A 13,776-nucleotide genomic window follows, 5' to 3' on the forward strand; every position below is an offset into this window, starting at 1 on the left:
CAAACAGTAAATAAGCCTATGATTAAACGGATTTTACTTTCTATCGTCCTGCTGCTTATCCTCGCCTATCTGGTGGTAGCCATTACCGCTTTCAACCGAAAGCCGGCGGGTCGGGTGTGCCGCGATGTAGAGTTGGTCATCAAGGATACGGTATACGCCGGTTTCATCACGAAAAAGGAAGTGGCCGCCATGCTGGAGAAGAAAGGCATCAGCCCCATAGGCAAGAACTTAGACCGTATACGCACCAAGACTTTAGAGCAGGTACTCTCCAAACATCCGCTCATCGACGAAGTGGAATGTTACAAGACACCAAGCGGCAAACTCTGTATCGAAGTAACCCAGCGCATCCCTATCCTGCGGATAATGAGCGCCAACGGCGAAAACTACTATCTGGACAACAAAGGCACCGTGATGCCGCCCGATGCAAAGTGCGTCGCCCACCTCGCCATTGTGACCGGAAACGTAGAAAAGTCGTTTGCCATGAGGGATTTATATAAGTTTGGTGTATTTTTGCAAAAGAATTCGTTCTGGGACGCACAAATCGAGCAGATTCATGTATTACCCGGCAGGAACATAGAGTTAGTACCGCGTGTAGGCGACCACATCATCTACCTCGGCAGGCTTGACGACTTCGAACGGAAACTGAAACGGGTAAAGACATTCTACGAGAAAGGCTTAAACAAGGTAGGCTGGAACAAATATTCCCGTATCAGTGTTGAGTTCGGTAACCAGATTATCTGCACGAAAAGAGAATAGTTTCCGCGCAGCAAACAATAGACAGTAAATAGTAAAATAGTAAATAAGATAGTTATGGCAACAACAGATTTCATCGCCGCTATTGAGTTGAGTTCTTCCAAAATTTCCGGTATCGCAGGAAAGAAGAACAGTGACGGAAGCATTCAGGTGTTGGCTTACGCACGTGAAGATGCATCCTCGTTCATTCACAAGGGTGTCATCTACAATATCGATAAGACAGCGCAGGCATTGACTTCCATCACCAACAAGCTGGAAAGCCAGCTTAACAACTCCATTGCCAAAGTATACGTAGGCATCGGCGGACAGTCATTGCGCACAGTAAAGAATGCGGTGAGTCGTACACTGGAAGAAGAGGGCATCATCTCGCAAGAGCTGGTAGACTCCATCTGTGACGAGAACCTTGAAGTGCCGTTGGCAGACATGAGCGTACTGGATGTAGCCCCTCAAGAGTATAAGATAGACAACAACCTTCAAGCCGACCCGGTAGGAGTGGCGGGGCAACACATCACAGGACAATTCCTCAACATCGTAGCCCGCGCCTCACTCAAGAAGAATCTGGAACACAGCTTCGAGCAGGCAAAGGTAGAGATAGCCGACCTTCTCATCGCTCCGATAGCCTTGGCAAACGCCGTTTTAACGGAAAACGAGATGCGTTCGGGCTGTGCATTGGTGGACTTCGGCGCCGATACGACTACCATTTCAGTCTACAAGAACAATATTCTCCGCTACCTGAGTGTATTGCCATTGGGCGGAAACACCATCACCCGTGACATCACCTCGCTGCAAATGGAAGAGCAGGATGCCGAAAAGCTGAAGCTTCAATACGGCAACGCCCTTTACGAAGAAGAAGAGGAGAGCGAAACTCCCGCCGTATGTACGACGGACGACGGACGCGCCATCGAACTGACTACGCTGAACAACATCATCGAAGCCCGTGCCGAAGAAATCCTTGCCAACGTATGGAACCAGTTACAGCTCTCCGGTTATGAAGACAAACTGTTCTCCGGGGTCGTATTCACCGGCGGCGGCGCCAACCTGAAGAATATTGAAGAAGCGTTCCGCAAGCAAAGCAAGATAGAGAAAATAAAGACGATGCGCTTCGTGCATAACACCATTCACGGTTTCAGTGACGTGCTGGCCAAAGACGGCATGCAGAACACGTTGCTCGGCCTTCTTGCCGCAGGCAATGAGAACTGCTGCCTGCAAGAGGTAAAACCTGCGCAACCGGCCGGCAATCCCACGCCCAAACCCGTTGACATGTTCGGCAACGACGAAGCCCTGAAGGAACAGGAAGCCGCAGCCCGTGCCGCCAAAGCTCAACGCGAGAAAGAGGAAAAGGAGCGCAGAGAGAAGGAGCGTAAAGAACGGGAGAAGAAAGAAAAAGAGAAGAAGAAAGGTCCCAGCTGGTTTGAAAAGACCTTCAATAAGCTCTCCAACGAGATTTTCTCAGACGACGATATGAAATAATTAAAAACTCTATAATCATGGATGATATAGCACAATTCGATTTTCCGACCGATTCACCGAAAATCATCAAAGTTATCGGTGTGGGTGGCGGTGGCGGTAATGCCGTAAACCACATGTACCGGGAAGGCATACATGATGTAACGTTCGTGCTGTGCAACACAGACAACCAGGCGTTGAAAGACTCGCCCGTTCCTGTGAAGTTGCAACTCGGCAAAGAAGGTCTGGGAGCCGGAAACCGTCCCGCCCGTGCCCGTAAGGCAGCCGAAGAAAGTATCGAAGACATCAAGGCCATGCTGAACGACGGCACGAAAATGGTCTTCATCACCGCCGGAATGGGCGGTGGTACAGGTACGGGTGCAGCGCCCATCATTGCACAGACCGCCAAAGAAATGGACATCCTGACTATCGGTATCGTCACCATCCCGTTCCGTTGGGAGGGCGACAAGAAGATAGACCAAGCACTGGACGGCGTGGAAGAAATCAGCAAGCATGTGGATGCCCTGTTGGTTATCAACAACGAGAAACTGAGCGAAATATATAGCGAACTCTCCGTAGACGACGCTTTCGACAAAGCCGACGACACCCTTTCGGTTGCCGCCAAGAGTATTGCCGAAATCATCACCCTGCACGGCAAGGTCAACCTCGACTTCAACGATGTGAAAACCGTACTGAAAGACGGCGGCGTAGCCATCATGAGTACAGGATACGGCGAAGGAGACAACCGCGTAAGCATGGCTATCCAGAATGCCCAGCACTCTCCGCTGCTGAACAACAACGATATCTTCAACTCCAAGAAAGTATTGCTCAATATCTCTTACAGCTCCCAGCACAAACTGATGATGAGCGAAATGGATGAGGTAAAAGAGTTCATGAACCGTTTCAGCCGCGACTTCGAAACCAAATTCGGTATGGCTATCGACGACAAGCTGGAACAAAGCGTCAAGATTACCTTGCTTGCCACCGGCTTCGGCATCCAGGACATTCACATGAAGGAAATGGACGACCGCATCACCCAGCGTACCGCAGAAGAACAGAAACGCCTCGCCGAACTGGAAGAAGAGGAAGAGCAAAGACGCTCACGCCGCGAAACATATTACGGAAAGGACGCCAATACCAAGTATCAGCGCCTGCGCCGCCGGCATATCTATATCTTCAACCCCGAAGACCTGGACAATGCCGACATCATCAGTATGGTGGAGAACTCCCCCACTTACCTGCGCGACAAGAGCACCCTGGCCGCAATCAAAGTCAAGGCGGAAGAAGCCGGAATACTCGCCACCGAAGAAGCGCAGGAAGCGGAGAACGGCGGCAACAGCGTAATCACCTTCTAAACCGTCTGCCGTTCTAAACTTCAGCCGTAAACAACAAATTGTAAACAGTAAAACAGTAAAGAATAAGATGGATTTATTTGAAAGAGTCAGCGAAGACATTAAAAACGCAATGAAGGCTAAAGACAAAGTAGCCCTGGAAACACTGAGAAACGTAAAGAAAGTATTCCTTGAAGCAAAGACCGCTCCGGGAGCCAATGATACCCTGACCGACGCCGACGCCCTGAAAATCATTCAGAAACTGACAAAGCAGGGCAAAGATGCCGCCGAGATTTATGTGCAACAGGGACGTCAGGACCTTGCCGACGCAGAATTGGCGCAAGTAAAGGTAATGGAAGCATATCTGCCCAAACAAATGTCTCCCGAAGAATTGGAAGCCGCTCTGAAGGCAATCATCGCCGAAGTAGGCGCTACCGGCGGCAAAGATATGGGTAAGGTAATGGGTGTGGCCAGCAAGAAACTTGCCGGACTTGCCGAAGGACGTGCCATTTCAGCCAAAGTAAAAGAATTGCTGGGATAAGGATTTTCCCAATCCCGCTACGCATAGAGCCGTACCTCAAGCGTCTCCCTTTTTGGAGAAGATAGCTTGGGGTACGGCTTTTTATTGCTGCATTATTCATCGCCCGTCCTGGTCACAAATTCTCATATACCACGGCACAAAGTGTTCAAACACATAAAAACAAAATGTTTCAGCCTATAAAAACAAAAAGTTTCAATAGGCGGAAACGAAATGTTCTGCGTAGTGAAACAAACTGTTCCATACCGCGAAACAAAGGGTTTCAACGGTTGGAACCCTTTGTTTCCCCCTTTGAAACCCAAAACCGGATACAGTGAAACGGGATTATCCCCGGGGCGGAACTTAATCAAACAACTCTTTCAGGACTTCCAAAGACTTGAGTACGGGAAAATCAGGCAGATGCAAACGGTAATATTCATTCATTATCGCCAGACAACGGGCACGTTCCGTGCGGCTCATGGCAAAGAGATGCATGGTTTCATAATTCATGCGCATTAGCCCCGTCAGGCGTGACGCCTCTTCCTGCCCTATGTAATCGGAATGCAACTGCGGGCGTAACGGAGTAAAGCAAGCGTTCTGCAAATCGAAATAGTCACCGCTGTGATAATCTTCCAGATTCGGATACAACCCGAGGAAGCGCGACAGCCGCATCAAAAAGACCAGATGAAAGTTGGCAAAACCGCTGCCGCATTCATCCAGCCAGACAATGGAATGCTGCAAATAAGCGAATAAAGGACGGTTTTCCGCTTCCTCGCGCAACGCACGATATAAGAACTCGGACAAAAACAGAGCGATGGCAGACTTATAAGGATCGTAAGGAATCGAAGTAAAAGGATAGAGAGACTTGGCCTCTTTCACCTTATATATAGTGGTATTCGGCCGGAAGTCCGCCTCCAACTCCACCAAAGACAGAGGCTGGAACAGTACCGACTTCACCGCAGCCTTACGCGAACGAGACACCGGAACCAGGAAAGAAGCCCGTCCGGACACCTCGGTATAGATGTCTACAATAATAGAAGTATCCTTATACTTCAAAGAATGTAATACGATTCCTTGCGTTTTCTGTAACATTTCCGTCCTTTATCAAGTTTCAATCCGGTTAACAAAGCTACAAAAAAAGCGCGAAACTACGGAATTTAAAGAAGGAGAATAAAAAAACGAAGCAAAGACAGAAAAATTGAAACACCAATATATCTCTGATTATCAGAGGATAAAACCTTATTTAAAAAGAAACTCAGAAGAAATACCGCAAAATTTTCATCGGAAATGTTTGCCAATTCAAAAATAGTTTCTACCTTTGCAACCGCAAACGAAAGGAAAGTCGGATGCAAGAGCGGAAACGCTCACCAAGGATGGCCCGTTCGTCTATCGGTTAGGACGCAAGATTTTCATTCTTGAAAGGGGGGTTCGATTCCCCCACGGGCTACAATTAAAAGAATAAACGAATTAAAAAAGATTAGTCGAGATGGCAAATCACAAATCATCACTGAAAAGAATCAGACAAGAAGAGACAAGAAGACTTCACAACAGATACTATGGTAAAACCATGAGAAACGCTGTTCGTAAGCTTCGTGCTACTACAGATAAAGCTGAAGCAACAGCTATGTATCCTGGTATCACAAAGATGTTGGATAAGTTGGCTAAGACTAACGTAATCCACAAGAACAAAGCTAACAACTTGAAGTCAAAGTTGGCGGTTTACATCAACAAACTCGGTTAAGCTGATAAGTTACACAAAAGATATGAGAGGCCGGACTTTTTAGTCCGGCCTTTTCTGCATTCGCATCATCCCCGGACAATAGTTCCGAAACAAATTCTCACGGTGCTAAAAAGCTGTAAACAGCCCAAATTTATCAAGGCGTTGGCATGATATATCAAGGATTTTCACTATTTTTGCTTTGTTATTACAATAAGAGAAATTAGATTATGACTGAAGAAGAAAAGATAAACGGCGAAAGTAATTACTCGGCCAGTAACATCCAGGTTTTGGAAGGTTTAGAGGCCGTACGTAAGCGTCCTGCCATGTATATCGGCGACATTAGTATCAAGGGACTCCATCACTTGGTTTACGAAGTTGTAGACAACTCCATCGACGAAGCGCTCGCCGGTTATTGCGACCACATCGAGGTTACCATCAACGAGGACAACTCCATCACCGTACAAGATAACGGACGTGGTATTCCGGTAGACTTTCACGAAAAAGAACAGAAATCAGCTCTCGAAGTTGTTATGACCGTGTTGCATGCCGGTGGTAAATTCGACAAGGGCTCTTATAAGGTTTCCGGCGGTCTGCACGGTGTCGGCGTATCTTGTGTGAACGCACTGTCTACGCACATGACTACCCAGGTTTTCCGCAACGGAAAAATCTACCAGCAAGAATACGAATGCGGCCATCCGCTATACTCGGTAAAGGAAGTAGGCACTACCGATATCACAGGTACACGCCAACAGTTCTGGCCGGATGATACAATCTTTACCGAAACCGTGTACAATTACGATATCCTGGCAACCCGTATGCGTGAGCTGGCTTATCTGAACGCCGGTATCAAAATTACGCTGACCGACCTCCGCGTAAAAGAGGAAGACGGAAGCTACAAGCAAGAAATTTTCTATTCCGTAGAAGGTTTGAAGGAGTTTGTACGCTATATAGATTCTTCCCGCGAACATCTGGTGAACGATGTTATCTACATCAATACCGAAAAACAAGGTACGCCGGTAGAAGTGGCCATCATGTACAACACTTCCTACAATGAGAATATCCACTCTTATGTAAACAATATCAATACCATTGAAGGTGGTACTCACTTGGCAGGTTTCCGCCGTGCGCTGACCCGTACTTTGAAGAAATACGCCGAGGACAACAAGATGCTGGAGAAGGCAAAGGTAGAGATTTCCGGTGACGACTTCCGCGAAGGTCTGACCGCGGTTATCTCCATCAAGGTGGCCGAACCGCAGTTTGAAGGACAGACCAAAACGAAGCTCGGCAACAACGAGGTTATGGGAGCCGTAGACCAGGCTGTAGGCGAAGCGCTCTCCTATTACCTGGAAGAGCATCCCAAAGAGTCCAAAATGATTGTAGACAAGGTGATATTGGCGGCACAGGCACGTGTGGCAGCACGCAAGGCACGCGAGTCCGTACAACGCAAGTCGCCGATGTCGGGTGGCGGTATGCCGGGCAAACTGGCCGACTGCTCCAGCAAGGACCCGGAAGAATGCGAGCTGTTCCTCGTCGAGGGTGACTCTGCCGGTGGTTCTGCAAAACAAGGACGTAACCGTGCTTTCCAGGCTATCCTGCCGCTGCGCGGTAAGATTCTTAACGTAGAGAAAGCCATGTGGCACAAGGCATTCGAAAGCGATGAAGTAAACAATATCATTCAGGCTTTGGGTATCCGCTTCGGTGTAGACAGCGAAGACAGTAAGGAAGCCAACATAGACAAGTTGCGTTATAAGAAAGTTATCATCATGACCGATGCCGACGTCGATGGCTCTCACATCGACACGCTGATTATGACGCTCTTCTTCCGCTATTTCCCGCAGGTGATACAGCAAGGTTATCTGTACATCGCCACTCCCCCGCTCTATCTTTGTACCAAGGGTAAGGTAAAAGAGTATTGCTGGACAGACCAACAACGCCAGAAGTTTATCGATACTTACGGCGGCGGTTCGGAGAATGCCGTTCACACCCAACGCTACAAAGGTTTGGGTGAAATGAACCCGGAACAGTTGTGGGAAACAACCATGAATCCGGAAAACCGTATGCTGAAACAAGTGCATCTTGAAAATGCCGCCGAGGCCGACTACACGTTCTCCATGCTGATGGGTGAAGATGTAGGCCCGCGCCGCGATTTCATTGAAAAGAATGCAACGTATGCAAATATCGATGCATAATTAGGGAATTAAAAATTGAGAATTAAGAATTAAAAAATGATAGTATGTCATCATCATTCATTTTTCAATTCTTAATTCTCAATTCTCAATTTTTTATTTACCAACCTCACATCTTACAACGAAGAAGCTCCGGACGGACAGGAAATACCTGTTGACCGGAGCTTTTCTTATATCATTCCTTGTTTCTTCATCTCTTCCGCCGCCAATTCCAGCTCGGCATACCAATCTTCACCGAATTTACGTATCAAAGGTTCCTTTAAGAACTTATACACCGGTACATCCTCTTTCTGCCCCAAAAAGACAGCGGCCTTACAAACATCCCAACGATGATAGTTCACCGCTTTATAAGGCCCGTAATCGCCTATACGGATAGGGTAAAGATGACAGGAAACAGGTTTATAAAAGTCTGTCTTACCTTCTCGGTACGCTTTCTCTATGGCACAATAACAACAGCCTTTCTCGTCATAGCAAGTAAATACACAATCCTTATTATTAACGATAGAGGTTACCAAATCGCCCTCTTCATCCGTGTACACCACACCCTGCGCATCTATCACAGCGCGTGCTTCCGGAGAAAGTTCATCCCATATCACAGGCAGTACCTCTTCCAGCTTCTCTATCTCCTCAAATTCCACCGGAGCACCGGCATCTCCCTCAATGCAACATTCTCCTTTGCAAGCATCCAGATTGCAAAGGAACTTCTCACGCAGTACATCAAAAGAAACGACAACATCATCTATCTGTAACATTAGTAAATTGAAAATTAAAAATTGAGAATTAAAAAATAAATGTTCATCTGTTTAAAGATTGCTTCATAGACTTCACGATGCTCACTAAAAGAGCTATCAACTCGTTACAATCTACAGAAATAGACTCATAAGAAATATCCTCTAAATAATGAGTATCTTTTAGCAGCGATAACCAGTAGGACGTTTCATTCGCTTCTTTTAAAGCAATATTCATCTTATTCAAAAAATCCGCACTACTCTGCGCATGATGAGCTTCAGCCACCAAAGCGCCAATAGCTGTACCACTTCGTAACAACTGTTTAGACAATATAAATTCCTTCTGAGAATCTGCTAAAAACTTGTATGCGTTTACTATTCGAATAGCAAACGCATACGATTTAGCATGGATAACATTATCCCTTGCTATCATTTTTTAATTTTTAATTCTCAATTCTCAATTTCTAATCAAGTCCTTACCCGTCATCTCAGCCGGTTGCTTCATACCCAGAATATGCAGGATGGAAGGAGCAACATCCGCCAATACACCGTTTTCCACCTTAGCATCCTTGTTTGCCGTTACATAAACAAACGGAACGGGATTCAAAGAGTGAGCCGTATTCGGCGTACCGTCCTCGTTCAAGGCATGGTCGGCGTTACCGTGGTCGGCGATGATGATTACCTCGTAATCGTTGGCCTTGGCAGCTTCCACCGTATCTTTCACACAGTCGTCGATGGCTTTTACCGCCTTCTCAATAGCTTCGTAGATACCGGTGTGGCCTACCATATCGCCGTTCGCATAATTCACTACGATGAAATCGAACTTCTTGGTATTGATGGCCTCAACCAATTTATCCTTTACTTCGTAAGCGCTCATCTCCGGTTTCAGGTCATACGTAGCAACCTTCGGAGACGGAACAAGAATACGTTCTTCCGCATCGTACGGAGTTTCGCGACCGCCGTTGAAGAAGAATGTTACGTGAGCATACTTCTCCGTTTCGGCGATATGGAGCTGAGTTTTACCGTTGGCAGCCAAATATTCACCCAATGTATTCTGCACGTTTTCCTTATCGAAAAGGATATGTACGCCCTTGAAAGAAGCATCGTACGGAGTCATACAGTAGTACTGCAAGCCGGGAATAGTGTGCATGCCCTGTTCCGGCATATCCTGCTGAGTCAGGACGACAGTCAATTCCTTGGCACGGTCGTTACGATAGTTGAAGAAGATAACCACGTCACCTTCCTTGATAGTACCGTCGCAGCCGGCATTTACAATCGGCTTGATGAATTCATCGGTTACACCTTCATCGTAAGACTCCTGCATGGCCTGAACCATATCCGACGCAACCTTTCCCTCACCGTTTACAAGCAGGTCGTAAGCCACTTTCACACGTTCCCAACGCTTGTCACGGTCCATGGCGTAGAAACGGCCTACGATGGAAGCAATCTTACCGGCCGACTTTTCGCAATGCGCCGTCAACTGTTCGATGAAGCCCTTACCGCTCTTCGGGTCGGTATCGCGACCGTCCATAAAGCAATGGATAAATGTATTCTCGATACCGTATTCCTTTGAAATATCGCAGAGTTTGAACAGGTGGTCGAAAGAACTGTGCACACCGCCGTTGCTGGTCAATCCCATAAAGTGGATGTTCTTGCCATGTTCCTTGGCGTAAGAGAAAGCGGAAACGATTTCCTTGTTCTTCAGGATGCTGCCGTCGGCACAAGCACGGTTAATCTTTACCAAGTCCTGATATACGATACGTCCTGCGCCGATATTGAGGTGACCTACTTCCGAGTTACCCATCTGTCCGTCGGGCAGACCGACATTCTCACCGCTTGCCTGCAACTCAGAGTGCGGATAAGCCGCCAACAAGCTATCCCAGTAGGGAGTAGGCGTATTGAAAATCACATCATCTTTACCTTGATCGCCGATACCCCAGCCATCAAGAATCATTAAAAGGGCTTTCTTGCTCATAATTAGTATTGTTTTAATTGTACAAATCTCTTTTTTACGGAAGGAAAAGGGCGTATAAAACATACCTGCCGATTTCTTTCAGGTACGGATTACACGGATTACGCAGATTAAAGGATACGCTATATATAGACTGAATGAGAAACCCGTGAAATCCGTGTAATCCGTACCTGAAACAAGAAACTGTAAGCGTCTTATGGCTTTGGCACAGCTCCCTTTTTCCGGTTGCAAAGGTACAAAATAGCGGCCAAACTATGCCACTTCAAAAAGTAAAAATAACATTTGCGCAAAGAGCCTCTCCCCGTAAATAACAAGAAATCCTAAAAAAGCCGTGCAAACGCAGAAAGTCAGGCCTGATTTTCATACTTTTGCAGAGCTTTTAAATAAAATCAACTGAAATTATGGACGATTCAAACCCACGAACGTGCAATAGTGTTTACAATTAAAGCGAACGGAGACGTTGGTCGCAATGCCTCTGTTCGGACTAAAGAAAGGAGGCAAAACAATGAGAAAGTATCTCTACAGCGAAAACGGCTTCGTAGAAAAGGCCGAATGGAAACCTAACTGCTGGGTAAACGTGGAATGCCCGGACGACAGCGATTTCCAATTCCTTACCCAAGAACTGAAAGTTCCCGAATCATTCCTTGAAGATATAGCCGATACGGACGAGCGCCCGCGTACGGAGACGGAAGGCAACTGGCTGCTGACTATCCTGCGTATTCCCATGCAGAGCAGCCAGCACGGCATCCCGTTTATCACTGTGCCTATCGGTATCATCACAAACAACGACATCATCGTTTCCGTGTGCTATCATCACACCGAACTGATACCGGACTTCATACAGCATACCCGCCGCAAAGGTATCGTCGTCAACAATAAGCTGACGCTGATTTTACGAATCATATACTCCTCTGCCGTATGGTTCCTGAAATACCTGAAGCAAATCAATAACGATGTAGCCACCGCCGAAAAGGAACTGGAAAAGAGTATCCGTAACGAAGACCTTCTTCAGTTGATGAAGCTGCAAAAGACGCTCGTATACTTCAACACTTCCATCCGAGGAAACGAAGTTATGATAGGACGGTTGAAGAATATCTTCCAAGATACCGACTACCTCGACCTGGAACTGCTGGAGGACGTCGTGATAGAGCTGAAACAGGCGTACAACACGGTGAACATTTACAGTGACATCCTTACGGGAACGATGGACGCCTTCGCCTCCATCATATCCAATAACGTGAACGCCATCATGAAACGCATGACGAGCCTCTCCATCACACTGATGATACCCACATTGATAGCCAGCTTTTACGGCATGAATGTGGATATACATCTGGAAAGTTTTCCGCATGCGTTCATATTCATCATTCTGCTGTCCGCAATATTGTCGGCCGTAACCTTTATATGGTTCAGAAAGATTAAGTGGTTCTAAAACAGTTCCAGCTGTCCGTCACCCAGCAGATTAAAAGTCATGCGATGATAAGGAGTGGTTCCCCGTCCGGCGATAGCCGCACGGTGCTTCTTCGTGGGATATCCCTTATTATGATTCCAATCGTAGTAAGGGAACTCTTCGTGCAGCCGGTTCATATAATCATCACGATACGTCTTGGCCAGAATGGATGCCGCCGCGATGGAAAGATACTTACCGTCGCCCTTCACAACGGTGGTATGCGGAATATCCCCGTATTTCCTGAAGCGGTTACCGTCGATAAGCAAATGCTGCGGGCGCAACTGCAACCGGTCAACAGCGCGATGCATGGCAAGGAAGGAAGCGTTCAGGATATTTATCTTGTCAATCTCCTTGGGGGAGACAACACCTACCGCCCATGCCAGCGCTTCTTTCTCGATGACCTCGCGCAAAGCGTAGCGTTGCTTCTCGGTAAGTTGCTTGGAGTCGTTCAGCAAATCGTTCTCGAAGTCTTTGGGCAGAATAACGGCGGCGGCATATACGGCGCCGGCAAGACAGCCGCGTCCGGCCTCATCGCAACCGGCTTCTATCAGTTCTTTGTTCAAATAAGGTAACAGCATATATCACTACGTTAGAGCATACAAAGATAAATCTTTTCATAAGTAAACCGGACTTTTAAAGAGAATAAATAATATGCTTATCTTTGCCGGCAAATAAAACGACAACGGATATGTTTACAATTATCGGACTGATGCTCACCGGGATGCTGCTGGGCTATCTCTTACGAAAAAGGAATCTACACAGGATTCATACGGTTATCACAGTGTTAATCTGGGCGCTGCTTTTCATTCTCGGCATCGAGGTAGGCGGAAACGAGCAGATTATCAAAGGGCTGCATACCATAGGAATCGAGGCTGTCATACTAACCTTAGGCGGTACTTTGGGAAGTGTCGTCGCTGCCTGGGCATTGTGGAAAGCTTTATATAAGAAGAAAGGAAGAACGGCATGAAAGGCAGTCTTATTATAATCGGTTTCTTCGTTTTGGGTACGCTTTGCGGAGTTTTCCACCTGATACCCGTTGATGTAGTCATGGACAGCGAAATCAGCTTCTATGCTCTTTGCGCATTGATGTTCAGCGTAGGACTGAGTGTAGGCAACGACCCGCAGACATTAAAGAACTTCCGTTCGCTTAATCCGCGACTGGTCTTTCTGCCTGTCATGACGATACTGGGTACATTGGCAGGTTCCGCGGCGGTCAGTCTTATCCTTACCCACCGTTCCGTAACCGACTGTCTGGCGGTAGGCTCGGGATTCGGATATTATTCGCTCTCCAGCATCTTCATCACCGAATACAAGGGAGCCGAGCTCGGTACTATCGCCCTGCTGGCCAATATCAGCCGCGAGATACTGACTTTGCTGGCAGCTCCGCTACTGGTGCGCTGGTTCGGCAATCTGGCTCCTATCTCTGCCGGCGGCGCTACGACAATGGATACCACACTGCCGATAATCACCCGTACTGCCGGACAGCAGTTTGTCGTCGTTTCCATCTTCCACGGGTTTGTGGTGGACTTCAGCGTGCCGTTTCTGGTCACCTTGTTCTGTTCGATATAGGTGATGGCAGATAGAAGTCTTGCATTGAGGTGAGAATACGGCATCGTTACAACAGATTCGTCCCATGAGATAACTGTATTCGTCTTACGGGACAAAAAAAATTA

At 47.2% G+C, this 13,776-nt stretch carries 14 protein-coding genes and 1 tRNA gene; 10 read left to right on the plus strand and 5 right to left on the minus strand.

The features are described 5' to 3' along the window. Window positions 1-18 precede the first annotated feature (18 nt). From BUB52_RS14040 to BUB52_RS14055, 4 genes are all read left to right on the plus strand, one after another. Window positions 19-756 (plus strand): cell division protein FtsQ/DivIB, encoded by a 738-nt coding sequence (locus BUB52_RS14040; protein ID WP_009120303.1) that lies wholly within the window; start codon window positions 19-21, stop codon window positions 754-756. Window positions 757-810: 54 nt separating this feature from the next. Then, window positions 811-2,223: a cell division protein FtsA gene (ftsA, locus tag BUB52_RS14045; RefSeq protein ID WP_009120302.1), complete on the plus strand. Its 1,413-nt coding sequence runs from the start codon at window positions 811-813 to the stop codon at window positions 2,221-2,223. A gap of 17 nt (window positions 2,224-2,240) precedes the next feature. Then, window positions 2,241-3,554: a cell division protein FtsZ gene (gene ftsZ / locus BUB52_RS14050; RefSeq protein WP_009120301.1), complete on the plus strand. Its 1,314-nt coding sequence runs from the start codon at window positions 2,241-2,243 to the stop codon at window positions 3,552-3,554. Between the two features lie 67 nt (window positions 3,555-3,621). Then, complete coding sequence (locus tag BUB52_RS14055; RefSeq protein WP_009120300.1) at window positions 3,622-4,071, plus strand: GatB/YqeY domain-containing protein; 450 nt, start codon at window positions 3,622-3,624, stop codon at window positions 4,069-4,071. Window positions 4,072-4,410: 339 nt separating this feature from the next. Here the strand turns inward: BUB52_RS14055 and recO are convergent, their stop codons facing one another. After that, on the minus strand, window positions 4,411-5,139 hold the full coding sequence (recO, locus tag BUB52_RS14060; RefSeq protein ID WP_009120299.1) for a DNA repair protein RecO: 729 nt from the start codon (window positions 5,137-5,139) through the stop codon (window positions 4,411-4,413). A 283-nt stretch (window positions 5,140-5,422) separates the two neighbouring features. Between recO and BUB52_RS14065 the strand changes: the two genes are divergently transcribed. The 3 genes from BUB52_RS14065 (at window position 5,423) to gyrB (ending at window position 7,956) form a co-directional block, all read left to right on the plus strand. Continuing rightward, window positions 5,423-5,494: transfer RNA gene (locus BUB52_RS14065), tRNA-Glu, on the plus strand. A gap of 39 nt (window positions 5,495-5,533) precedes the next feature. Then, entirely contained in the window at window positions 5,534-5,788 is a 255-nt protein-coding gene (gene rpsT, locus BUB52_RS14070) for a 30S ribosomal protein S20 (protein WP_005656082.1), read from the plus strand. Between the two features lie 206 nt (window positions 5,789-5,994). Next, window positions 5,995-7,956: a DNA topoisomerase (ATP-hydrolyzing) subunit B gene (gene gyrB / locus BUB52_RS14075; protein WP_009120297.1), complete on the plus strand. Its 1,962-nt coding sequence runs from the start codon at window positions 5,995-5,997 to the stop codon at window positions 7,954-7,956. Between the two features lie 167 nt (window positions 7,957-8,123). Here gyrB and BUB52_RS14080 read toward each other — a convergent pair whose 3' ends face one another. The 3 genes from BUB52_RS14080 to gpmI are packed head-to-tail and all read right to left on the minus strand — an operon-like array spanning window position 8,124 to window position 10,656. After that, a complete protein-coding gene (locus BUB52_RS14080; protein ID WP_009120296.1) occupies window positions 8,124-8,705 on the minus strand; it encodes a DUF3109 family protein in 582 nt (193 codons plus the stop codon). Between the two features lie 43 nt (window positions 8,706-8,748). Then, window positions 8,749-9,114, minus strand: a complete 366-nt coding sequence (locus tag BUB52_RS14085; protein ID WP_009120295.1) for a four helix bundle protein — start codon at window positions 9,112-9,114, stop codon at window positions 8,749-8,751. Between the two features lie 24 nt (window positions 9,115-9,138). Next, window positions 9,139-10,656, minus strand: coding sequence for a 2,3-bisphosphoglycerate-independent phosphoglycerate mutase (gene gpmI / locus BUB52_RS14090; RefSeq protein WP_039950126.1), 1,518 nt, complete (start codon window positions 10,654-10,656; stop codon window positions 9,139-9,141). A 502-nt stretch (window positions 10,657-11,158) separates the two neighbouring features. Between gpmI and BUB52_RS14095 the strand changes: the two genes are divergently transcribed. Beyond that, window positions 11,159-12,085 (plus strand): magnesium transporter CorA family protein, encoded by a 927-nt coding sequence (locus BUB52_RS14095; RefSeq protein ID WP_039950135.1) that lies wholly within the window; start codon window positions 11,159-11,161, stop codon window positions 12,083-12,085. Here BUB52_RS14095 and BUB52_RS14100 read toward each other — a convergent pair. Further along, complete coding sequence (locus BUB52_RS14100; protein ID WP_009120291.1) at window positions 12,082-12,681, minus strand: ribonuclease HII; 600 nt, start codon at window positions 12,679-12,681, stop codon at window positions 12,082-12,084. The genes BUB52_RS14095 and BUB52_RS14100 overlap by 4 nt on opposite strands. Window positions 12,682-12,791: 110 nt before the next feature. Here BUB52_RS14100 and BUB52_RS14105 point away from each other — a divergent pair, with 110 nt between their 5' ends. Continuing rightward, window positions 12,792-13,070, plus strand: coding sequence for a LysO family transporter (locus tag BUB52_RS14105; protein WP_009120290.1), 279 nt, complete (start codon window positions 12,792-12,794; stop codon window positions 13,068-13,070). Beyond that, the gene (locus tag BUB52_RS14110) at window positions 13,067-13,672 is read left to right on the plus strand and encodes a LysO family transporter (protein ID WP_009120289.1); all 606 of its coding nucleotides are present in this window, start codon (window positions 13,067-13,069) and stop codon (window positions 13,670-13,672) included. The genes BUB52_RS14105 and BUB52_RS14110 overlap by 4 nt, the downstream gene beginning before the upstream one ends. Window positions 13,673-13,776: the final 104 nt, after the last annotated feature.

The organism is Bacteroides clarus YIT 12056, assembly GCF_900129655.1.
GTDB lineage: Bacteria > Bacteroidota > Bacteroidia > Bacteroidales > Bacteroidaceae > Bacteroides > Bacteroides clarus.